This is a genomic window from Arthrobacter crystallopoietes (genome assembly GCF_017603825.1).
Classification (GTDB): Bacteria; Actinomycetota; Actinomycetes; order Actinomycetales; family Micrococcaceae; genus Crystallibacter; species Crystallibacter crystallopoietes_B.
Genome location: NZ_CP072014.1, coordinates 1,274,964 through 1,295,604, shown reverse-complemented (window position 1 = coordinate 1,295,604; position 20,641 = coordinate 1,274,964). Strand labels below are relative to the sequence as shown.

21 protein-coding genes are annotated in these 20,641 nt (G+C 66.8%); 5 read left to right on the top strand and 16 right to left on the bottom strand.

Annotated features, from left to right (window positions below; all coding sequences use genetic code 11):
* Positions 1-43: 43 nt before the first annotated feature.
* The 3 genes from J5251_RS06010 to J5251_RS06000 are packed head-to-tail and all read right to left on the bottom strand — an operon-like array spanning position 44 to position 3,467.
* A complete protein-coding gene (locus J5251_RS06010; RefSeq protein ID WP_208575498.1) occupies positions 44-1,003 on the bottom strand; it encodes a ribokinase in 960 nt (319 codons plus the stop codon).
* On the bottom strand, positions 1,000-2,424 hold the full coding sequence (locus J5251_RS06005; protein WP_208575497.1) for an MFS transporter: 1,425 nt from the start codon (positions 2,422-2,424) through the stop codon (positions 1,000-1,002). The genes J5251_RS06010 and J5251_RS06005 overlap by 4 nt, the downstream gene beginning before the upstream one ends.
* Positions 2,421-3,467, bottom strand: coding sequence for a nucleoside hydrolase (locus J5251_RS06000; RefSeq protein WP_208575496.1), 1,047 nt, complete (start codon positions 3,465-3,467; stop codon positions 2,421-2,423). Before J5251_RS06000 ends, J5251_RS06005 begins: the two co-directional genes overlap by 4 nt.
* Before the next feature lie 229 nt (positions 3,468-3,696).
* On the opposite strand from J5251_RS06000, the gene J5251_RS05995 reads away from it, so the two are divergent.
* Positions 3,697-4,689 (top strand): LacI family DNA-binding transcriptional regulator, encoded by a 993-nt coding sequence (locus tag J5251_RS05995; RefSeq protein ID WP_208576060.1) that lies wholly within the window; start codon positions 3,697-3,699, stop codon positions 4,687-4,689.
* Positions 4,690-4,728: 39 nt separating this feature from the next.
* Here J5251_RS05995 and J5251_RS05990 read toward each other — a convergent pair whose 3' ends face one another.
* The 4 genes from J5251_RS05990 to J5251_RS05975 form a co-directional block, all read right to left on the bottom strand.
* A complete protein-coding gene (locus J5251_RS05990) occupies positions 4,729-5,400 on the bottom strand; it encodes a DNA alkylation repair protein (RefSeq protein ID WP_208575495.1) in 672 nt (223 codons plus the stop codon).
* A gap of 86 nt (positions 5,401-5,486) precedes the next feature.
* On the bottom strand, positions 5,487-6,371 hold the full coding sequence (locus tag J5251_RS05985; protein ID WP_208575494.1) for a DNA-formamidopyrimidine glycosylase family protein: 885 nt from the start codon (positions 6,369-6,371) through the stop codon (positions 5,487-5,489).
* Positions 6,372-6,380: 9 nt separating this feature from the next.
* A complete protein-coding gene (locus tag J5251_RS05980; RefSeq protein WP_208575493.1) occupies positions 6,381-6,830 on the bottom strand; it encodes an SRPBCC family protein in 450 nt (149 codons plus the stop codon).
* Between the two features lie 98 nt (positions 6,831-6,928).
* Positions 6,929-7,135: a hypothetical protein gene (locus J5251_RS05975; RefSeq protein WP_208575492.1), complete on the bottom strand. Its 207-nt coding sequence runs from the start codon at positions 7,133-7,135 to the stop codon at positions 6,929-6,931.
* Positions 7,136-7,416: 281 nt separating this feature from the next.
* Between J5251_RS05975 and J5251_RS05970 the strand changes: the two genes are divergently transcribed.
* Entirely contained in the window at positions 7,417-7,989 is a 573-nt protein-coding gene (locus tag J5251_RS05970) for an MOSC domain-containing protein (RefSeq protein WP_208575491.1), read from the top strand.
* Positions 7,990-8,014: 25 nt separating this feature from the next.
* Here J5251_RS05970 and J5251_RS05965 read toward each other — a convergent pair whose 3' ends face one another.
* Positions 8,015-8,773 carry an SDR family NAD(P)-dependent oxidoreductase gene (locus tag J5251_RS05965; protein ID WP_208575490.1) on the bottom strand — a complete coding sequence of 253 codons (759 nt, stop codon included), beginning with the start codon at positions 8,771-8,773 and terminating at the stop codon, positions 8,015-8,017.
* A gap of 185 nt (positions 8,774-8,958) precedes the next feature.
* Here J5251_RS05965 and J5251_RS05960 point away from each other — a divergent pair, with 185 nt between their 5' ends.
* Positions 8,959-9,792: an SDR family NAD(P)-dependent oxidoreductase gene (locus J5251_RS05960; protein ID WP_208575489.1), complete on the top strand. Its 834-nt coding sequence runs from the start codon at positions 8,959-8,961 to the stop codon at positions 9,790-9,792.
* Positions 9,793-9,852: 60 nt separating this feature from the next.
* On the opposite strand, the gene J5251_RS05955 is transcribed toward J5251_RS05960, so the two are convergent.
* Positions 9,853-10,257 carry a VOC family protein gene (locus tag J5251_RS05955; RefSeq protein WP_208575488.1) on the bottom strand — a complete coding sequence of 135 codons (405 nt, stop codon included), beginning with the start codon at positions 10,255-10,257 and terminating at the stop codon, positions 9,853-9,855.
* A gap of 9 nt (positions 10,258-10,266) precedes the next feature.
* Entirely contained in the window at positions 10,267-10,707 is a 441-nt protein-coding gene (locus J5251_RS05950; protein ID WP_208575487.1) for a helix-turn-helix transcriptional regulator, read from the bottom strand.
* 186 nt (positions 10,708-10,893) lie between these two features.
* Here J5251_RS05950 and J5251_RS05945 point away from each other — a divergent pair, with 186 nt between their 5' ends.
* Positions 10,894-12,102 carry an MFS transporter gene (locus J5251_RS05945; RefSeq protein WP_208576059.1) on the top strand — a complete coding sequence of 403 codons (1,209 nt, stop codon included), beginning with the start codon at positions 10,894-10,896 and terminating at the stop codon, positions 12,100-12,102.
* 68 nt (positions 12,103-12,170) lie between these two features.
* Here the strand turns inward: J5251_RS05945 and J5251_RS05940 are convergent, their stop codons facing one another.
* The 6 genes from J5251_RS05940 to J5251_RS05915 are packed head-to-tail and all read right to left on the bottom strand — an operon-like array spanning position 12,171 to position 19,575.
* Positions 12,171-13,394 (bottom strand): acyl-CoA dehydrogenase family protein, encoded by a 1,224-nt coding sequence (locus tag J5251_RS05940; protein ID WP_208575486.1) that lies wholly within the window; start codon positions 13,392-13,394, stop codon positions 12,171-12,173.
* A 21-nt stretch (positions 13,395-13,415) separates the two neighbouring features.
* A complete protein-coding gene (locus tag J5251_RS05935) occupies positions 13,416-14,852 on the bottom strand; it encodes an LLM class flavin-dependent oxidoreductase (RefSeq protein ID WP_208575485.1) in 1,437 nt (478 codons plus the stop codon).
* 2 nt (positions 14,853-14,854) lie between these two features.
* Positions 14,855-15,949, bottom strand: a complete 1,095-nt coding sequence (locus tag J5251_RS05930) for an ABC transporter permease (protein ID WP_208575484.1) — start codon at positions 15,947-15,949, stop codon at positions 14,855-14,857.
* Positions 15,946-16,953 carry an ABC transporter permease gene (locus tag J5251_RS05925; RefSeq protein ID WP_208575483.1) on the bottom strand — a complete coding sequence of 336 codons (1,008 nt, stop codon included), beginning with the start codon at positions 16,951-16,953 and terminating at the stop codon, positions 15,946-15,948. The genes J5251_RS05930 and J5251_RS05925 overlap by 4 nt, the downstream gene beginning before the upstream one ends.
* Entirely contained in the window at positions 16,950-18,485 is a 1,536-nt protein-coding gene (locus tag J5251_RS05920; RefSeq protein ID WP_208575482.1) for a sugar ABC transporter ATP-binding protein, read from the bottom strand. The genes J5251_RS05925 and J5251_RS05920 overlap by 4 nt, the downstream gene beginning before the upstream one ends.
* A complete protein-coding gene (locus J5251_RS05915) occupies positions 18,469-19,575 on the bottom strand; it encodes a substrate-binding domain-containing protein (protein ID WP_208575481.1) in 1,107 nt (368 codons plus the stop codon). The genes J5251_RS05920 and J5251_RS05915 overlap by 17 nt, the downstream gene beginning before the upstream one ends.
* A gap of 416 nt (positions 19,576-19,991) precedes the next feature.
* Between J5251_RS05915 and J5251_RS05910 the strand changes: the two genes are divergently transcribed.
* Positions 19,992-20,579 (top strand): sunset domain-containing protein, encoded by a 588-nt coding sequence (locus J5251_RS05910; protein ID WP_208575480.1) that lies wholly within the window; start codon positions 19,992-19,994, stop codon positions 20,577-20,579.
* Positions 20,580-20,641: the final 62 nt, after the last annotated feature.

The window sequence follows — 20,641 nt, the reverse complement described above, 5'->3', positions numbered from 1 at the left end:
TGCGCCCCGCCGTTCGTTGTGGTTCAGTTCCCGAACCCCTGCTTCAGGATGCTGACCGCATCCGCTCCACTTCTTCGAGCCGCGGATACGCGGCCTGGGTTCCCTTTTTCGTCGCGGCGAGGGCCGCGGCGACTGAGGCGAAGGCGGCAGCCTCGGCCAGTGTCTCCCCCGCGGCAAGCCGTGCGGCGAGGGATCCGGTGAAGGCATCGCCGGCGCCGGTGGTGTCCACGGCGTCGACCTTGGTGGGGGCGATCCGTGTGATCCGCCGGCCATCGTCGGCCTGCGAGTCCAGCACCACGGAGCCGTGGGCACCAAGCGTGACCACGGCCCGCTCCAGCCCATGCTCCGCAAACTTCAGCCGCACCCGCTCCCAGGCGGCGGCGTCCGCAACAGGTCCGGGCATGTCCGCGCCGTCAAGGAACTGCGACGCTTCGTGTGCGTTCACCAGCAGCACGTCGCTGGCGTCGGCCAGGCTCTGCGGCACCGGCGCATAAGGCGAGAGGTTGAGCAGCACTGTTGCTCCGGCGTCGTGCCCTGCTTTTGCTGCCGCTTCCACGGCCCCCAAACCGACCTCGAGACACAGGCAGACCACGGCCGCGCCGTCGAAAACATTCTTCGCGGCCGTGACGTCGACCGGAGCCACAGTGCCATTGGCACCCGCAGAAATGACGATGCTGTTCTCACCCGCGGCGTCCACGGTAATGACGGCGACGCCGGTTGCCACATCGGCAGCGCGTCGCACCCGGGAAACGTCCACGCCAGCCCCCGCCGCGGAAGCCAGCAACATGTCCCCGTTGGCGTCCTGGCCCACGGCGCCGATCAGGGCGACGTCTGCGCCCAGCCGGCCCGCGGCCACCGCCTGGTTGGCGCTCTTGCCACCCGGATTCACGGCGAAACCTTCGCCGTGCAGGGTCTCGCCCGGGTTGGGCAACCGCTCGGTGTAGATGGTCAGGTCCGCATTCAGCGAACCAACGACGACGATGCGTCCGGGCTGCTGATTCACTTTGCCACCTCGGCGTCGACGGGTTTGGGGATCAGCAGCGAGGCGGCGAAGGCCGCGACCGTGATGACCAGGCCGACCACCACCACCGTGAGGTAGGAGCCGCGGTCGCCCAGGGCCGAGGTGCCCACGAGCACCGCAGGCAGCACCAGGAAGCTCAGCCCGGCGCCGAGGTTGAAGGCGCCCGCGTTCATGCCGGGCAGGAAGCCGGGGTTGCCCGGGGGCGAGAGCACCACGCCGAGCCCGTTGAGCATGATGTTCGCGGTGCCGGCGTACATGATGCCGAGCAGCGCGGTGCCGGCGACCATCAGCGGCAGGCTGTCCAGGCCGAACAGCACGATGATGAGCAGCGAGACGATGCTGCCGATCATGCCGATGCGCAGCACGTTGGTGTAGCCAAGGACCGGCGCGAGGCGGCCGCTGATCGGGCCGAAGACCCAGCCCAGCAGCGCGTACGGGGTCAGGATGAGCAACGCCGTTTCGGTGGGGCCGATGCCGAAGCCGGGGGCGGCGGCCTGCACGTAGGCGGGGACAATCCCGTTGATGACGGCGAAGATGCCGGTCATGGTCAGGACCGTGGTCAGCAGCGGGGCCCAGGTGGAGCGCTGGCGCAGGTGGACAATCTCGACCATCGGCTGCTTGGTGCGCTTTTCGGTGGCCCAGAAGGCGGCGAAGGCGGCGGCGGCCACGGCGATCAGGACCAGCGAGAGGAATAGCGTGCCCATGGAGAACGCGCCCACCAGCTTGGCGGCCTCATTCAGGGCGGTGAGCAGGGCGCCGACGGCGACCACGATAAAGACGACGCCGGTCCAGTCCATCCGGGTTCCGGCCTGCGGCTTGCTCTCGGGCGTCAGCACAGCGACGAGGACCGCGGCGATCACACCGAGGACCACCATGAACCAGAAGATGCTGCGGAAGCCGTAGTGCTCGGCCATGTAGCCGCCGAGGAAGGAATCGACGCCGGCCACGCCGCCGTTGACCGCGAGGATGACGCCCATCAACGTGCCGTAAGTCTTCAGGTTGGGCACGGCGGTGCGCAGCATGATCAGGCACAGCGGCACGGTGGGGCCGCTGACGCCCTGGATGATTCGGCCCACGAAGAGCCAGGTGACGTCCGGAGCCAGCGCGGCGATCACGGAGCCGGCAGCGGTCAGCAACATCATGCCGACGAGGATCCGCTTGCGTCCGACGATGTCGCTCAGCCGGGGCAGGAACAGCGAGAACAGCGCGGCGGTGGTGAAGAACCAGGTCTGGGACAGGCCGATGGAGGCCTGGTCGGTCTGCAGTTCCTCGCCCATGGTGACCAAGGCGGGGCTGAGCATGGAGGCGTTCAGCTGGAAGGCCACGCAGGCCGTCAGCAGGGCGACCATCAGGGCGGTGGTACCGCCGCGGGTGGTCTTGGTTTCGTCGAGAACGGCGCTCATTTCGCGGCCACCCCCATGGTGACGGGCGCCGCGGAGGCGGGGGCCGCCGTCGTACTGGTGTTGACGGGTGTGCCGAGGTCCACCTCGCCGATCCGGACCAGCGCATCGGTAACCAGGTTCCAGAACTTGGTGCGGTCCAGGTCAACTGCCACGGATGTGTGGCAGTCCGCCGGTGCGGGGGCGCGGAAGTCCGCGACGGTCATGCCGAGGGTCAGCTTGCCCTGCAGCTCGATGTCCACGGGCACCTTGCGGGTGGTCATGACGCTGGGGTCGATGACATATGCGACGGCGCACGGATCGTGGACCGGCGGGAAGTCGAAGCCCTGCGCGTCCTTGTAGGTCTGCGCGAAGAAGTCCATCAGCTCGCGGACAAAACGGGCCGGGCCGGTGCCGACGGCTTCGATCTGCGCGACGACCTCCGGGGTGGCCAGCGCCTGGTGCGTGAGGTCCAGCCCTACCATGACCACGGGCCACTTCTCGTTGAAGACGATGTGCGCGGCCTCGGGGTCGATGATGATGTTGAATTCGGCCACGGCGGACCAGTTGCCCACGTGGTAGCCGCCGCCCATCAGGACAACCTCCTTGACCCGCTCGACGATGCGCGGCTCCTTGCGTGCTGCCATCGCGATGTTGGTCAGGCCGCCGGTCGGGACCAGGGTCACCGTGCCCGGCTCGTGCGCCATGACCGTGTCGATGATGAGATCGACGGCGTGGCGCGGGTCCAGTTCAATGGTGGACTCCGGCTGGGCTGGGCCGTCCATGCCGGACTCGCCGTGGATGTCCGGCGCGGTTTCGATGGTGCGCACCAGCGGGCGGTCGCAGCCGGCGGCGAACGGGACACCGGTGATGCCGGCGATGGTGCCCACGGCCAGGGCGTTCTTGGTGACCTTGGCCAGGGTCTGGTTGCCGACCACCGTGGTCACGGCGAGCAGCTCGATTTCCGGATTGCCGTGGGCCAGGAGCAGCGCCACGGCGTCGTCGTGCCCGGGATCGCAGTCCAGGATGATCTTTTTCGGTCCAGGGGTCACGGAAGTGGCGTCCATGTTTTCTCTCCACGTCATCGGGGCCCGCCGCGGCGGGATTCAGTCACAGGAAGTGTGACACTTCACCGGCGTTAACGTCAAACGCTTGACGTGATACACCGTCAAGCGCTTGATGCCTTGCAGTGCTTGGACGTGCTTGGCTGTGCTTGGACGTGCTTATCATGGGCACATGGATTCCGCCCGCCCTTTGAAGCAGCCGTTGCCTCCCGGTCGGCGGGTGACCGCGGCGATGGTGGCGGCACGCGCCGGCGTCTCCACGGCGACAGTTTCCCTGGTGGCCAACGGCAAGACGCGCGGCAGGGTCTCCGAAGACAACATCTCCCGGGTCCGGCAGGCGATCGCCGAGCTCGGCTATGTAGTGGACAGCGTCGGCAGTTCGCTGGCGAGGGGCGTGAGTTCCATCGTGGTCCTGGTGGCGCCGGACATTTCCAACCCGTTCTTCGCCAAGGTCATCGCCGGCGTCCGCGAGTCGCTCGGCGCGGACTTCCAGCTGCTGCTCTCCGTCACCGAGGCCGGTGAATTCCCGCGCGCCGATGACATCCGGCGGATCCTCGCCCTGCGCCCGGCCGGCCTGCTGGTGGACGCCCCCGATGCCGCGTTCCTCGAAGACCTCTCTACCACCGGCCCCATGGTGCTGCTCGACGCGCCCGGACTGGAGGCCTACGCGCCGGCAGTCAACCTCGACGTCGCCCACGGCGCGCGCGAACTAGCGGCGCATCTGGCCGCTTCCGGTCACCAGCGCGTGGCCTATCTGGACAGCGTCACCGGAACGGCCACGTTCGCTATCCGCCGGAGCGCCTTCCTGGAGGCGGCGGCCGAGCGGGGGATGACCGTGAATCCGACACACCGAATCAGCACCACGATCGACGTCGGCGCCTCAGCCGAGGCGTTTGCCGCCGCCTGGCCGCAGTGGCAGCAGGCGGGCGTCACCGCCGTCGTCTGCGCCACCGACACCCACGCGTACGGCGTGCTGCAAGAAGCCCGCGTTGCCGGCGTGCGGATCCCTGACGAGCTCGCCGTCGCCGGCTTCGACGACCTGCCCTACTCCGCCACCAGCAACCCAGGCCTCACCAGCGTCCACCTGCCCGCGGCACGCCTGGGCCTCAAGGCCGGCGAACAGTTGCGCGGCCTGATCGAAGGCCGCGACTTGGAGCAGCCCCAGCTCACTTTGGAGAGCTCGCTGATCGTCCGCGGCTCCACCGAACGGGCGACCGCCAGCTGACCAACGACGGCGGTGCCCGCCTTGCAGGCGTCCGTCACCTCAGGCGGAGGTTTGCCGACGCACCATCTCGTTGATCCAGCTCGGCGCGAAGGGCGAGGTGCAATTCGGCGGCGTCGGGTAGTCCTTGAGCACTTCCAGGCGTTCGCCGATGTCCAGCGCGCGGGCACGGTGTTCCGGATGCTCGATCCCGATCTGCGCCAGGCAGTGATTCATCGCCCACTGCAGGCGGTCCGGCGCGTCCTTCATCTCCGCCTCGATCGTGTCGAGCAGCCCGGGAAGGTCGAGCCCCTCGGGCTTCTTCGCTACCCGCTCGGTGGTCAGCGCCCAGCCGGCACTCGCGGCCACCGGATCCGCATCCGCGGTCCACTTCACGCGCAGCTCCTCGGCGTGCGGACTCTTCTTGACCACGTAGTTCACCAGCCAGTCGTGCACCTTGGGTGCGCGTGACTCGCGCAGCATGGTGTCCAACTCGTCCTGCTCGAAGGCCTTTGGCCGGCAGATCAGCAGGGCCAACAGCCGCGCCGCGGTGTTGTCCGTCGCCCAGAGCTCGTGGGCGAGGTCCTGCTGCGTCTTCAGCCGCTTCGCGACTGCCCGCAACTTGCTGAGGTTCACGCCGTGGTCGTCGCCGCGCTTCTCGTTTGCCGCGCGCATTTTCGGATCCTCCAGCGCGGCCAGCTCGCCCATCACCTCGGCCACCGTCGTCTCTAACATTCCACCCTCCCCGTTACTCGCCTCTCGGATTCCAGCCTACGGCTACCGCGCGAGCACCTGCGCCGCGACGATGCGCAGACCGCGACTCATTTGAGGAACTTCGACGTCCTTCGGTCCGCCAGCAGCTTCCCCCCGGTCTGGCACGTAGGACAGTACTGCAGCGAGGAATCCGCAAAGGACACTTCCCGGATGGTGTCCCCGCACACCGGACAGGCTTCGCCCGTGCGCGCATGCACCTGCATCGCTTTCCGTTTAGAGTCCTTCAGTTCGGCGGCGGGTCGGCCCGAAGCGCTGGCAATCGCGTGCTCCAGCACAGCGTGCATGGCCTCGAACAGCCTCGTCACCTCGTCGGGATCAAGCTTGGCGGCGTTGGCGAATGGGGACAGGTGCGCTGCGTGCAGGATTTCGTCGCTGTAGGCGTTGCCGATGCCGGCGATCGCGGACTGGTCCCGCAGCAGGCCCTTGATCTGGCCACGGTGCGAGGTGACGATCTCTGCGAAAGTTGCGTAGTCGACGTCGAGCGCGTCCGGCCCCAGCCGCGCGATGCCCGGCACGTCGAGGGGATCTTTGACTACGTAGACAGCCAGGGACTTCTTCGTGCCGGCTTCAGTCAGATCAAACCCCCCCGGCTTCTCTTCACCCTCGGCCGCGAACCGCACGCGCAGCGCCATCGGCCCCTTGCCCGGCCGCAGGGGCCCCGGTTTCAGCGCGTCCGACCAGCGGAGCCACCCGGCCTTGGCCAGATGCATGACCAGGTGCACGCCTCCGGCAGTCAGGACAATGAACTTGCCGCGCCGCTCGACGCCGGACAGCGGCTCGGCGCTGAGGGCGTCCAGCGGGACGTCCGCGGTTTTCAGCACCGAGAAGGAAAGCACCTCCACCTGCGCGATCGTGGCCGGCGGGGCGCCGGGCGGGATGAGTTTCAGCCGCAGGAAGTCAACGAGTCCCTGCACTTCGGGCATCTCGGGCATGCACTCACCTTATTGCAGAGAGGAAAGAAGTTCGCGCAATTTCGCGAAAGACTCCGTCCAGCCCGCCCGGTGCAGCTCGAGGCGTTCCTCAGTCGCAAAAGAACGTTGTTCAAGAAAGATGCGCGTGGCGTTCGCCTCCTCCTCCAACAAAAGTACGACGACGGTCTGCCTGTCGTCAGGTGCGGGCTCCTCCCAACGAAAGGTGTAGACGAGGCGGACCGGAGGCTCGATCTCAAGAAACTCGCCTGCCAGGTGGAACAACTCCCCCTCGGGCGGCTGCATCGAGAAGCGGTAGCTTCCGCCCACCCGAAAGTCCGTCGTTGCCGCCGGCAGGGTGAAGCCGGCAGGCCCCCACCATTTCGCCAGCCATTCCGGTTCGGACAGGAGGCTAAAGACCTGTGGGCGCGGCGCCTCGACAAGGCATTCCAATGCCAGGGCCAGGCCTTTATGCTCATTCATACCTGGCTCCGGAACACCATCGGAGCCCAGTCACGCACCAAAGGTGCGGTACCGGATCCACTCTGCCGAAGGGCTTCCAACGTTTATCAGACCTATTGTCAAAGGCAGCGTTCCATGGTGGTGCGGAACGGCACTTCGTGGCTCGTCCCCACCGTAAAGCGGGTGTAACTGTGCCGCGTGACCAGGATGCCCTGCCTCCTGCTGGTCGCCTCGGCCTGGACAGTGGCGACAGCCGCTTCAAGTTCGTCGTGGAACGTGGCCGGGTTGCCAATATTGATTTCGATGAGTGACTGTTCTGATTGCATGGTGCACCTCGTAAAGAAACTTGGGAGTGTACCGAGAGTGGCAATCCGGTAGGGCACGGCACTCTGACGGAAGCAGGAAATTCGGAGGCACTTGTGAGTGCTTTCCCGGGTCGCTTTGGTGCGTTAATCCTCGAACGGGAAGGCCCCCGTGTCAATGGTTTGTTCTAACATACTTCCAAATCCCAAACCGCAGGCCACTGGCCGTGCGGTGGCTGAGGATCAGCCCTCCCACTTGCGCCAAAGAATATGCTGGCGGTAGCAGCTAGGGAGAGCGTGATGGCGTGACGGCAATTTACAAGTACCCGGTAGAGGTCCTGCATCTTCTCGTATCACCGGAACATGCCTACTTTGGCCGGGCCAGGGACGGCGCCGCGGACGTCCTGACGGAAGATGCCGGCCGGATCGAGCTGGTGGCCGGCAAGGGCATCGTCGGGGACAGGTTTTTCGGCAAGGCTGCGCATATGGACGCGGCCGTCACCCTCATGGCCGTCGAATCCCTCGAAAGCATCGCCACGGACCTCGGCGTCCCGCCCTTCGACCCGCTCCTGACCCGCCGCAACGTGGTCCTCAGGGGCGCCCAGTTGGCCCCGCTGGTCGGTGAGGAATTCGCGCTCGAGTCACGCGGCGACGTCGTACGCCTCCGCGGCGGCCGCCCTGCCCACCCCTGTGTTTGGATGGACCGGATGCTGGCGCCCGGCGCGCACGCCGCTATGCGTGGTCGAGGAGGAATCCGCTGCCAGGCGCTGTCGGACGGTATCCTCCACCGCGGACCGGCCGTGCTGCTCAGCCCTGTGCCGCTCGAACCCGAGCAGGCCGGCGAGGCCGTGCGGCCACGGCCCAACCGGCTGCCGTAGGACTTCGTCCGGCGCGAGCTACGCCCTAGACCGCGGTGTAGCCGCCGTCGACCAGGTAGTACCCTCCGGTCATGAACGAGGCATCCTCCGAGAGGAGGAAGCTCACCAGGTGGGCGACCTCCTCGGACGTGCCCAGACGGCCGAGAGCGTGCTTGCCTTCGAGTGCCTTGCGGATGTCTTCACTCAGGCTGTTCCGAACCAGCGGAGTGTTGATGTAGCCGGGACCGACGGAGTTGATGCGCAGGCCCTGCGGTCCGTATTCGGCCGCCGCGTTTTTGGTGAGGCCGACTACCCCGTGCTTCGCGGCGGTGTACGCACCATTGCCGAGGGCCGCGACCGAGCCGTGGATGGAGGCCATGTTGACGATCGCGGAGTTCTCGCCGCCGGCCTTAAGCATCTCGGGGATCTGGTAGCGCATGCCATAGAGCACGCCGTTGAGGTTGATGTCGATGACCTTGTCCCACTCCTCCAGGTCGGTCTCGCCCGCCGGAGCCTGCTTGCCGCCGATGCCCGCGTTGTTGACCGCGTAGTGCAGCGCCCCGTAGGTGTCCACAGCGTGACGGACCACCTTTTCGGAGTCCTCCTTGCGCGCAGTGTCCTGCTGTACTGCGGAAGCCGTGCCGCCGCCGTCGGAAATCTCCTTCACAACCCGTTCTGCTGCGTCCAGGTTGATGTCAGTGACCACCACGCTGGCGCCCTTGGCGGCGAGTTCCTTGCTGATTGCCTCACCGATTCCGGAACCGCCGCCGGTAACAAGAGCGACCTTGCCGTCGAACTGTGCCATACCTATCGTTCCTTTCTGCTGCACGCCGCAGGGATCCGCAGCGCCCGAGCACCCGGAAGGGCGCCTGACACGCTCAACCTACCAACGTTGCGCCGGCCACGGTTCCAAAACCGGATAACGACGGCGGCGCTTGGCTTTACGGTTAAGGAGAGAAGTCCCTGCCACCTCTGCCAAGGAGAACGCGCATGACCGCACCGAAGACCATCGTTATCACCGGCGCGAGCGACGGCATCGGCGCAGCCGCCGCCCAGATCCTGCATGCCCAGGGCGACAAGGTAGTCCTCGTCGGGCGGTCCCCGGAGAAGACCGAACACGTCGCCAAGCCGCTGGGCGCGGACTGGTTCACCGCCGACTTCCAGGACCTCCATCAGGTCCGCACCCTCGCCAAAACACTGAAGGCAAACTACCCGCGCATCGATGTCCTGGCCAACAACGCCGGCGGGCTTTTCACCGGCCCCGAACGCACCGGCGACGGGTTCGAGAAGACGTTCCAGGTCAACCACCTGGCGCCATTCCTGCTCACGCACGAACTGCTCGACGTCCTGCTCGACAGCCGCGCCAGCATTGTCAACACCTCAAGCATCGCGGCCAAGCTCTTCGGCCGGATCAACATTGACGACCCGAACACTTGGAACGGTTTCACGCCGAACAAGGCCTACGGCAACAGCAAGCTCGCCAACATCCTCTTCACCCGCGGCCTGCATCAGCGCTACAGCGCCCAAGGCCTTTCCACGGTCGCGTTCCATCCCGGAAATGTCGCCACCAACTTCGCCGCGGAGACCACCAGCTACCTCCGCCACGTCTATCGGACCGCGCTCAGCCGCTTCCTCATCACGCCCGAGCGCGGCGGCGCCAACCTCGCCTACTTCTGCACCGGCATGCCCGGCACGGACTGGGAATCCGGCCGCTACTACAGCGACCGCCGCCGGATCAGCCGGACCAATCCGCAGGCCGCCGACAACAACCTCGTCCGGCGGCACTGGGAAGCAAGCGCCCACATGCTCGGCCTCCCCGTCTGATTTACGGCGACGGCGGCCGCCCACCTTTTGTGGACGGCCGCCGCTTTAGGAGGGGGAAGGTTAGGCGTTCTGCGTGATCCGCACGGTGTTGCCGGAGGGGTCCCGGAACGCACAGTCGCGCGGTCCCCACTGCTGCTCCATCGGCTCCTGCAGGACCTCGGCCCCGGCAGCCACCAGCTTCTCGAAGGCGGCGTCCAGGTCGTCGGTCCGGAACACAATGATCGGCAGGACGCCCTTGACCAGCAGTTCCTGGAGGATGTCGCCGTCGGCCTGGGAGCGGCCGGCGTGCGGTGCGGACAGCACAACCTCGGCGGCGGGCGCCTCCCCGCTGCCGAGGGTGACCCAGCGGAAGCCGTTGCCGGACACATCGTTCCGGACTTCCAGTCCCAGACCGTCGCGATAGAACGGAAGGGACTCTTCGGGATCGTTGACGGTGATTTGGCAGTACTGAAGTGAAATAGTCATGTAGCCAAGCTACGTCCGTGCCGCGCCAGCCGCTTCTTCGATCCTGCTCGATCCGAACCGCGGAGGCCGGGTCAGCAGCTTGGCGATGCACTGCGGCATCGCCTCCATCGCGTCGTGCTCGCGGCCGCGGTAGGCGCTCGGGGTCTCCCCCACCATTTCGGTGAAGCGCGTGCTGAACGAGCCCAGCGATGTACATCCCACCGTCATGCATGCATCGGTGACGCTCATGCCGGAGCGCAGCAGCGCCATGGCCCGCTCGATCCGCCGGGTCATCAGGTAGTTGTAGGGCGTCTCGCCGTACGCGGCCTTGAACCGGCGGGAAAAATGGGCCGGCGACATCAGCGCCCTGGCCGCCATAGTCGGCACATCGAGCGGCCGCGCGTAGTCCCGGTCGATCAGGTCCCGCGCACGGCGCAGATGGGCCAGGTTGGCCAGTTCATCAGGGTTCACATCTTGAGGCTAGCGCCACCCGCGGCGGCAGGGAAGGCGTTCCCGGTCCCGCGTGGCATATGGTTTTGATGGACCCGGATAGCCCCGCCCGCGGCGCCGACGCCCACACCCACCAGCGCCAACGCCAACGCCAACGCCAACGCCAAGGAGACTCCTACGCACCGCCCATCTGCCGCTCGCCCCGCCCTGCCCTGGGTGATCACCGGGATTGTGGTCCTGGCCCTGAGCCTGCGCGCCCCGATCATCGCCCCGACGGCGGTGATCAGCGATATCCGGGCCGACACCGGCCTCAACGCCATCGGCGCCGGCCTGCTCACCGGGCTTCCGGTGCTGCTCTTCGCCCTGGCCACCCCGCTGGCCACCCGCACCATCCGCCGCTTCGGCCCGGAGGCAACCGTCGTCCTTTGCCTGGCAGGCGTGCTTGCCGGAACGATCATCCGCTCGGCCGGCCCCGCCGTCGTTGTACTGGCAGGGACAGCGCTCATCGGCATCGCCATGACGCTGGGCAATATCGTGGTGCCGGTCATCATCCGGCGCGACGTGTCATGGCGGCAGGTATCGACGGTCACGGGCGCGTACTCGGCTGCGATGAACGTCGGCTCGATGGCCACCCTGCTCGGCACCGCGCCGCTCGCGGCACTCTTCGGCTGGCGGTGGGCTATCGCTTCGTGGGGCGTGGTCATCGCGGCGGGCTTGGCCTACTGGTTGGTGTGGGGACGGCGGCAGTTCGGCGCCCGGGCAGATGCCGCGAAGTCCGTGTCAGCGGGGACGGCAACCAAGCGAACGACGGCGGGACCCGCTTCGGACGGCCCCGGGGCGGCGACTGCCGGAAACCGCAACCGGCGGATCGTCGGCTTGCTGATCCTGGCGTTCTGCGGTCAGTCCGGCGCCTACTATGCCACCACCGCGTGGCTGCCGCTGTTACTGTCCGAGACGCGGGGGCTCGGCCTGGCCGCCTCAGGTGCCACCGCCTCGCTGTTCCAGGTTGCCGCCATCGCGGGCGCGTTCGGCGTGCCGCTGCTGGCGGCGCGGACCCGCACGTGGATTCCGGTCGCGGTGATCGGGCTCTGCTGGATCACGTTGCCGATCGGGCTGCTCATCGCGCCGGAAGCCTACGCACTCTGGTCGATCATCGGCGGCGTTGCCCAGGGCGGCGGCTTCACCGCCATCTTTTCGCTGATCCCGCGCATCACCCGCAGCGACAAGGAGGCGGCCTCGGCCTCTGCCCGCATCCAGTCCGGCGGTTACCTGGCGGCCACGTGCGCGCCACCCCTGGCTGGCTGGCTCAACTCGGTGACAGGCGGCTGGTCGGCGCCGCTGCTCCTCGTCCTCGCTGCGACCCTGGCCTTCGCCGTCGGCGGGCTGCTGGCAGTGCGCCTGTCCGAACGGCGGTGAGTGGACCGCGAAGGGTGGGAGGGTTGATCGAACCCTCCCACCCTTCAAAGATGTGCCCCCGTCTACGGCTACGTATAGAGGGACAGCGGCTGAAGTTCGCCGTGCAGGTAGTAGGCGGCAACCTCGATCTTCTTGTAGTCCACGGGATCATGCAGTGAATGTGTCCGCACATTGCGCCAGAACAGGTCCAGGCCAACGGAGCTCTTGGTCGAGCTGGCCCCGGTCACCTCGTAGATCCGGTTGGAGACCTCGATGCCGATCTCCGTGGCCACCACCTTGAGCTCCGCAATGGCGACGGCGAATTCGCCACGCTGCTGCACACTCAGGCTGGCGGAGCGGGCGACCTCGCGGTCGTAGCGCCGGTTGAGCTTCTCGGCGAGAGCTTCGACGGCAGCCGTGCGGGCCTTCAGTTCGCCGAGGACACGCTGGAATACCGGGTCGTGAGCGTAGGTTTCGGCGCCCGAGAGGAACCAGGAGTTCTTGCGGGCAAGCAGGATCTCGCGGCCCTGCCGCAACGCACCCTGGGCTACCCCGAGGTAGAAGTTGGCGAAGCCGAGCTGGACGCCGGGCGTGAGAAGCGTGGAGATGGGCTCGTCTGTGACCTCACCGAGGATGTCCGACGGGTGAACCGGCACGTTGGTGTACTTCACGGAGCCGGAACCAGTCAGCCGCTGGCCGAGGTTGTCCCAGTCATCCACGAGCTCGAGGCCTTCCCGGGACGTTTCCAGAACGAAGGCGAGGACCTTGCTGTGATCGGCGCCGCCCTCGATCGCGGCGTTGATGATGATCACGTCGCCTACACCGGAGCCGGTGGAGAACCGCTTGAGGCCGTTGAGCCGGTAGCCTTCGCCCTCCGGGCTCAGGATCAGGGTCGGGTCCACGGGGTTGACCGAGTCGCCCCAGAGCCAGCCGCCCTCCACGGTACGGCGCCACCAGGCGGCCTGCCTGGCCGGGTCGGCGTAGAACCCGATGCAGGCCTGGTTGAAGTAGTGGTAGGCCAGCAGCTGCGAGATGGAGCCGTCCACCGTGGCGAGGACGCGGACGGTTTCGAACGCAGCCTCGAAGTGTCCCCCTCCCCCGCCGAATTCGGCAGGAACCAGCAAGTTAAGCAGGCCCGAAGAGCGCAGCAGCTGTGCTTCAGCGACCGGCTGCAGGTTGGCCCGGTCCCGCTCCAGGACGTCGACAGCCAGCTGGTCGGCCACGGATTGTGCAACGCCCCGCCAGTGCTCGAGTTCGGCGTCGTCGGCCGTTCCGGCCCAGGGTGTGCGGGTCAAGGTATCAGTCGTGTTCATAGTTCTTCCTTCGTGTCCTGGTCAGCGGGCGCCGAGAATGGCTTCGGGTGTACTGGTGGCAGCCGAATCGGCCGCGCTCGGCGACCCGGCGTAGGCTCCGCGGTATGCCGCTGCCGGATGGTTGTCAGCGACCCGGGCGTTGCCCGGCCCGGCAAGGTATTCGCGCAGGGTCGAGCCTTCGTAGTCTTCCCAGACGCGGCCACGCTTGCGGAGCTCCGGAACCACCAGGTCGACGAACTGCTCGAACGAGCCCGGGGTGATGGCGTAGGCCAGGTTGATGCCGTCCAGTCCCGCCACGTCCACCCAGCGTTCGATCTCGTCGGCAACCGTTTCCGGTGAACCGACCAGCACGGGCCCGATTCCGCCGACACCCAGGTAGTCGGCAACCGAATTCGGCGTCCAGGAACGCTCAGGATCCGCCGTCGTGAAGATGGAAAGGGCGGAGCGTGCGGCGTTGGTGTCCAGGTATTTCAGTTCCTCCTCGCCGGCGTAGCGCGACAGGTCGAGGCCGGACCAACCGCCGTAGAAGGTCATGGCGCCCTCGCGGGAGGAGTAGGACTGGTACTCGCGGTGCAGTTTCTCCGCCTCTGCGTCCGAATCGGCGACGACGGCCGTCACCAGCGCGTAGAACTTCCCGGCATTCCGTGGTCGGCCGGCGGCCTCGAACGCGTCCCGGGTGGCGTCCGTGGCCTTGCGGGTGATCTCCGGCCGGATCGAGTTCAGGAAAATGCCCTCGGCATGCTTCGCTCCGAAGGCCCGGCCGCGCGGCGAAGCGCCGGCCTGGAAGATCGCGGGTGTCCGCTGCAGGGACGGCTCGGAGAGGTGGATGCCCGGCACGTCGAAGTATTCGCCGTGGTGGTTGATCGGGTGGACCTTGGACGGGTCGGTGTAGATACCCCGCTCCCGGTCCAGAAGCACGGCGCCTTCTTCCCAGGAGCCCTCCCACAGCTTGTACACCACGTCCATGAACTCTTCGGCCAGGTCATAGCGGTCGTCGTGTCCGAGCTGGCGGGTCATGCCGAGGTTGCGCGCCGCCGACTCGAGGTAGCTGGTCACCACGTTCCAGCCGATGCGCCCGCGGGTGAGGTGGTCCAGCGATGAGAACTTACGGGCCAGCGCGTAGGGCTGCTCGTAGGTCAGTGCGCTGGTGACCGCGAAGCCGAGGTTCTTCGTGACCGTGGCCATCGCGGAGATCTGCATGAACGGATCGTTCAAGGGAACCTGGTCGGCGTCGAGCAGCGCGGGTGCCGACGAGTTTTTGTAGACATCGTAGATCCCCAGCACGTCGGCCAGGAACAGGGCGTCGAACGTGCCGCGTTCCAGCGTCTGCGCCAGGTCCGTCCAGTACTCCAGGGTGTTGTACGTATGGGCGCGGTTCTCCGGATGCTGCCACAGCCCGGGGCTCTGGTGCGTGGGAGTGGTCATGTCGAAGGCGTTGAGGCTGATGCGTTGTGCCATGGCTAGTCGGCTTTCTGTCGAGGTGCGGCGGCCGGAGTGAGGAGGCGTCCGAACGGGCCGGGCCGGCCGGAATTTCGGGCCAGCAGAACGCCGAGGAGCAGGATGGCCAGCAGGACGATTCCACGTCCCAGTCCCTGCCAGAAGAAGGACAGGCCGATGAGGTTCATGCCGTTGCTGAGCAGGCCGAAGATCAGCACACCCACCAGCGTGCCAGGCACCGACACACGGCCGAACCTGCTCAACGTCGCGCCGATGAAGACGGCGCCGATGGCGTCCATCAGATAGGCCTGTCCACTGCCGGGCACGAACCCGTTGGTCCGCGCGGCGAGGATGACGCCGGCGAAGGCTGCCACCAGGGAGCAAAGCAGGTAGGCGCTGACGCTCAACCGGTTGACCCGCAGGCCGGAGATGCGTGCCGCGGTCGGCTGCTCGCCCGCCAGGGTGACCGCACGCCCCCACCGGGTCAGGCCCAGGAGCACAGCAACGACGACGGCCACGATGGCCACTGTCAGCACCACGCCGTCCAGGTCCAGCACGTAGCCGCGGCCCAGCAGCGCGAACTCGATCGGCACGCGGGGCGTGGACAGATAGATCGGGGCGCCGCCGCCCGTCAGCAACTGCTGGACGCTGGTGCCGATGAACCAGACACTGAGCGTGGCCAGGAACGGCGGGATCTTCAGGCCTACGATGAGGGCCGCGTTCACGGCGCCGACGAGCAGCCCGAAGAATAGTCCGACGGCGATGGCCACCCAGGCGCGGTAGCCATCGGCGATGAGTGCCGCGGCCCCCAGCGCCGCCAGGTCCAGGGCAACGCCGATCGACAGGTCGATGCCGCCGGCCCGCACGACGACGGTCAGGCCGACCGCCACCAGGGCCAGGATGGCCATCTGGCTGAGCACGCTCAGGAGGTTTCCGGGAACCAGGAAGTTGGGCGAGAGGAGGCTGAAGGTCAGCAGGATGCCGGCCAGGGCCACCGGGGCGATAAGGCGCGGCAGGACCTGCGATGCCCGGGCGGCGGCGCCGTCGTAATTCTTCGAGCCTTCGGAACCGGGCGCCTTGCGCGGATTCCGGACAGGTTGATGCTGGGTCAGCGTCATTTGTCGGCGCTCCTTCCTCGGACGACCACAACTGCGAGTACAAGCAGGATCAGCACGCCCTTCGCGGCGCCGATCCACTGGCTGGCGACCCCCAGGAGGGTCAGGCCGTTGGCCAGTCCGGCCACGAAGACCGCCGCAACGACGGTTCCCGGGATGTTGACCACCAGCCGGCGGGAGAACACGGTGGACATGTAGGCGACCAGGATGATGTCCAGCAGGATCTGCGCGCCGATCCCCGGCACGGCGGCCGAGAGCCTCGAGGCGAGCAGCACGCCCGCGATGCCGCCGAGCAGGCTGCTGATGACGTAGCTGAAGAAGCGGTAGCGTGCGGGATCGAGTCCGGCGACGGACGCTGCGGTGGCGTTCTGCCCGACCGCGTAGCTGTTCACGCCCCACGCCGTCCTGCCAAGAGCCCACCAGGCTGCGGCTGCCACGAGCACCAGCAGCACGACCGCGGCGGGCAGGCCGAGCACGCTGCCTTGCCGCAGCCACAGGAAGAGGCTCCCCTCCAATGCGACCTTGAGGTTCTCGCTCACGACGAGTTCCAGCGACGTGGCGATGCCCATGGTCGCCAAGGTGGCCAGCAGGGGCCGGAGACCGAGGACGACGGCAGCACCGTTCGCCGCTCCGATCGCGGCGGCGACCGCCAGTCCCCCCAGGACGGCAACCGGAACTCCGGCCCCGGCACCGACGGCGACCGCGGTCACGGTTCCGGCCAGGCCCGCGACGGCGCCAAGGGAGAGGTCGATGCCTCCCTCGAGGACGTCGTCCCCGCCGGTGATGATGACAATGGCCAGTCCGATTCCCGCGACGGCGAAGACCGCGGCCTGGTTCAGCACCGAGGCCAGGTTGGACCATTGCAGGAAATGCGGTGAGCCGATGGCGAAGAGGGCCAGGACCAGCAGCACCATGCCGTAGCCCGCCCAGGTGATCAATGCGGGACGCGTCCGTCGAGGGGTGTCGGGTCCTGCCTGTGCGGATTCTTCCAGCGTGGCGGCGCTCATGCGGCCTCCCTCGTATTCTCGGTGGCGGCCGCCCCGGAGGCGATCTCCAGGATGCGGTCGGTGGTGACGTCGGAACCCGCGAGCTCGGCCGCGACCTTGCCGCGGTAAAGGACCAGGGTCCGGTCCGCGATCCCGACCAGTTCTTCCAGGTCCACGGTCACCACCAGCACGGCGGCGCCGGCATCAACCAGTTCGTTGATCTGTGCGTAGATCTGCGAGCGGCTGCCGACGTCGACCCCCGAGGTTGGCTGGTCGAGGACCAGAACCGAGGGATTTGTGGCGAGCCATTTGGCCAGCACGACCTTCTGCTGGTTGCCGCCGGATAGGCTTCCCGCGACGGCCGCTCCGTCGGCCGGCCGGACATCAAGCTGCTCGATGAGCCCGGCGGATAGTTTCCGTTCCAGGCCCGGGGAGACGAACCCCAGCCACCGCGAGACGCGCTTCAGGCTGGCCGCCGAGATATTCTCCTGGACCGTGTTGCGCACGAAGACGCCGTCCCGCCGCCGGTTGGACGGGACATAGGCGCCTCCGCGGGCGATGAAGTCCGCAATGGCGCGAACAGGCTTGCCCTTCAACGCCACGTCGCCCCGGCGCTTGGAAATGCCGGTGACGGCGTCGGCCAGCACGTCCACTCCGGAGCCGACAAGGCCGGTCACCGCGACCACCTCGCCGGGCCTGACCTCCAGGTCCACACCTTCCAGCGCACGCGACACACTCAGTCCACGGACGCTCAGAGCGGGTTCATTGCCCTGCGGCTTGCGCGGGGTCCGCGCGTGGTCGAATTCGACCACCTTGCGGCCGACCATCAGCTCCACGACGCCGTCCAGACTGCCGCCGTCGCGGAGGTCGACGTCGCCGGCATTGCGCCCGTTGCGCAGCACGGTGATCCGTGCCGTGATGTCCCTGAGCTCCTGCAGGTAATGGGAAATATAGATGATGCCCACGTCGTGGGACTGCAGCTTCCGGAGCGTACCGAAGAGCTGCTCCACCTCGCGGGCGGCCAGCGGTGCGGTGGGCTCGTCCAGAATCAGCACGCGGGGCTCGGACAGCACGGCCCGCGTAATCTGGATCAACTGCTGCTGGGCCACGGTAAGCTCGTCGACCAGCCGCGACGTGTCGATCCTCTGTCCGGTGGTCCGGAAGATGTCGCTGGCAGCCTGGGCCTCAAGCTTCCGGGATTGGATCCAGCCCCGTCCCAGCGAGGACTGGCCGAGGTACAGCTGTTCGGCGACCGTCAGCCGGCCGGCGAGATGCCGGTCCTGGTGGATGACGTGGATTCCGAGGGCTTCGGCGGCGGCCGGCTTGTCGATGGAAACGGGCTGGCCGTCGATGAGGATGGTGCCGCCGTCGGCCGTGTAGAGTCCCGTGAGGATTTTGATCAGTGTGGACTTGCCGGCGCCGTTCTCGCCCACGAGGCCCAGGATCTCGCCGGAGTCGAGGGACAGGTCCACGTCGCCAAGGACCTGGGCGGCGCCGAAGGACTTGTTGATGGCCCGCATTGCGAGCAGCGGGGTCTTAGATGCCGAGTTCACTGCGCACCTGGTTCACGTTGGACTTGTCGACGAACACCGGGGTCAGGTAGCTGGTGTTGGGTACGTCGGCTTCGCGGCCACCGAGGAACAGCGCCACGTTCTCAGCCGACTTCGCGGCCATGGCCTTGGTCTGTTGGGCCACGGTGAACTGGTAGGAGCTGGAAGGATCTGCGATCAGGTCCAGCGCGCCGGGTTCGGCGTCGACGCCGTAGAGCTTGATGTCGTCCCGGCCAGCTGCATCGATCGCCTGCGCGGCGCCGATCAGCGGAATGTCCCAGCAGCTCCAGACAGCGTCGACTTCGCCCTCGGGCAGCCGGCGCAACTGGTCCTGGATCTGCTTCTTGGCGTCCTCGATGGTTCCCTCGTACTTGTCCTGCAGTTCGGGCTGCAGGATCTCGATCTCGGGATAGTCCTCGAGCACAACCTCCAGTTCGCTGTACCGGATGCGGCACGGGGCCACGCCGGGGAAGCCGTTGAATGCCAGGATCTTGCCTTCGCCGCCGATGTCCTCGGCGAGCGTTCGGGCCAGCGTGGAGCCGATCACCCAGTTGTCGCTGGTGACGTTGTTGGCGCTGTATTCCGATTGGAAGTCCACGGTGAAGAGCGGGATGCCGGCGTCGTCGACCTTCTTGAGGGCGGGGGTGAGGGTCTGCGCGTCGCCCAGGATCACCACGATGGCGTCGGGGCGCTGCGTGACAAGATTTTCGACGTCGGTGACGTGCTTGCCGTCCTTGGCCTCGGCCTGGGTGGCAATCACCTCGCCGCCGCGCTCCTCGATGCTCGCCTGCAGTTCCTCGTAGACCACGCGGCTGAAGTCGTGCACGATGTCCTTCGCTGCAATGCCGATGGTTTTGCCCTCCAGGGAGGGAGCATTGGCAAGATCAACCTCTTCGGCCGGGGCAACGGCGGCCGCCGCTGGGTCTCCGCCTGTACCGCCGGCGGCGCCGCCGGACTGCGGGACCGGCTCCTTCAGCGAGCAGCCGGTGACGAGCAATGCTGCGGCGACTGCAAAGCCGGCGCCTTTGAAGAGCAGGTTGGGGAACCGGCGTTCGGCGCCCCGGGGGGTGGATTCGATGTCTGTATGGACCATGTGTCGCGTTCCTTCAATTTCTAGATAGTGAAGAAATCGACGAACCTGGCCGCTTGGACACGGCGCCATGGTGCGGCCCGAATCGTGAGATCTCCATCGGTCCTGGCGGAAGCACTATTCGTGGAGGGAATCCACGAAATTTGCTGCGGCGTCGACGAGCCAGGTCTCTCGGCCGCTCTGGATGGCTGATCCGATTCAACCAATATGAAGACGCTGGAGGGGATTTAGATGTCGCAATGACGGCTGGCTGCTCAAAGAAAGGACATGCTGCGTCACAGCAGGTCATGTTCCGACGCACACCTCACGGGAGAGCGCGGGATGCATTATGGCTCCCCGATTACTGTCATCACAATTCAGTGCCCGCTGACGCTATCCTTTGATTGTTCGTTACATCAAAACTTTCCGTTGGGGGAAATATGAACAAGTTCAGGCGCCTTTGCGCGCTCTTTTTAGCGGTAGCAGTGACCTTCGGCGGCGCCAGTGTCGCCGCCGCGCCGGCCGAAGCCGCCGCGGCAGCCACACGGGTTGTGAACTTCACGGCGCCGACGTCCGTTTACAAGAGCCAATCCTTCACTCTCAAGGGAACGGTGCAGCGCAAGGCCGGCAGTAAATGGGCCAGCTACGCGAAGCCGAAGGTAGAAATCTATTTCGACCCCGCTGGCGCAGCCAAGGCCTACAAAGTGAAGACCGTGGCGGGAAATACCAAGGGGCAGTTCTCCACGAAGGTGCGGACGTCCCGGTCCGGGCTGTGGTGGGCGAAGGTGGCTCCGACCAGCAAGCAGAAGTCAGTCGTTTCGTACAAGAAATCCGTGCGCGTGAAGCAGCGGACTTCCGTGGTTCCAGCCGGTACCACCTGCCCGTCCTGGGCTCCCATCAAGGGCAACGAATCCAGCGGGATCTATCACGTCCCGGGCGGCGCGTTCTACAACCGGACCAACCCTGAGATCTGCTTCGCTACGACATCAGCGGCACAGAAGGCTGGTTACCGGGCTTCCAAGCGGTAGTCCACAGCGGCAGCCTTCCCCGTCACGCAAAAACGCCCGGCCGAGTTATCCCGGCCGGGCGT

Excerpts from the sequence above, each read along its gene's own strand:
- J5251_RS05930 (WP_208575484.1), bottom strand. The coding sequence starts at position 15,949 with ATGACGCTGACCCAGCATCAACCTGTCCGGAATCCGCGCAAGGCGCCC.
- J5251_RS05960 (WP_208575489.1), top strand. The coding sequence starts at position 8,959 with ATGACCGCACCGAAGACCATCGTTATCACCGGCGCGAGCGACGGCATC.
- J5251_RS05925 (WP_208575483.1), bottom strand. The coding sequence starts at position 16,953 with ATGAGCGCCGCCACGCTGGAAGAATCCGCACAGGCAGGACCCGACACC.
- J5251_RS05935 (WP_208575485.1), bottom strand. The coding sequence starts at position 14,852 with ATGGCACAACGCATCAGCCTCAACGCCTTCGACATGACCACTCCCACG.
- J5251_RS05940 (WP_208575486.1), bottom strand. The coding sequence starts at position 13,394 with ATGAACACGACTGATACCTTGACCCGCACACCCTGGGCCGGAACGGCC.
- J5251_RS05995 (WP_208576060.1), top strand. The coding sequence starts at position 3,697 with ATGGTGGCGGCACGCGCCGGCGTCTCCACGGCGACAGTTTCCCTGGTG.
- J5251_RS05980 (WP_208575493.1), bottom strand. The coding sequence starts at position 6,830 with ATGAATGAGCATAAAGGCCTGGCCCTGGCATTGGAATGCCTTGTCGAG.
- J5251_RS05955 (WP_208575488.1), bottom strand. The coding sequence starts at position 10,257 with ATGACTATTTCACTTCAGTACTGCCAAATCACCGTCAACGATCCCGAA.
- J5251_RS06005 (WP_208575497.1), bottom strand. The coding sequence starts at position 2,424 with ATGAGCGCCGTTCTCGACGAAACCAAGACCACCCGCGGCGGTACCACC.
- J5251_RS05910 (WP_208575480.1), top strand. The coding sequence starts at position 19,992 with ATGAACAAGTTCAGGCGCCTTTGCGCGCTCTTTTTAGCGGTAGCAGTG.
- J5251_RS05975 (WP_208575492.1), bottom strand. The coding sequence starts at position 7,135 with ATGCAATCAGAACAGTCACTCATCGAAATCAATATTGGCAACCCGGCC.
- J5251_RS05990 (WP_208575495.1), bottom strand. The coding sequence starts at position 5,400 with ATGTTAGAGACGACGGTGGCCGAGGTGATGGGCGAGCTGGCCGCGCTG.
- J5251_RS05915 (WP_208575481.1), bottom strand. The coding sequence starts at position 19,575 with ATGGTCCATACAGACATCGAATCCACCCCCCGGGGCGCCGAACGCCGG.
- J5251_RS05985 (WP_208575494.1), bottom strand. The coding sequence starts at position 6,371 with ATGCCCGAGATGCCCGAAGTGCAGGGACTCGTTGACTTCCTGCGGCTG.
- J5251_RS06000 (WP_208575496.1), bottom strand. The coding sequence starts at position 3,467 with ATGGACGCCACTTCCGTGACCCCTGGACCGAAAAAGATCATCCTGGAC.
- J5251_RS05965 (WP_208575490.1), bottom strand. The coding sequence starts at position 8,773 with ATGGCACAGTTCGACGGCAAGGTCGCTCTTGTTACCGGCGGCGGTTCC.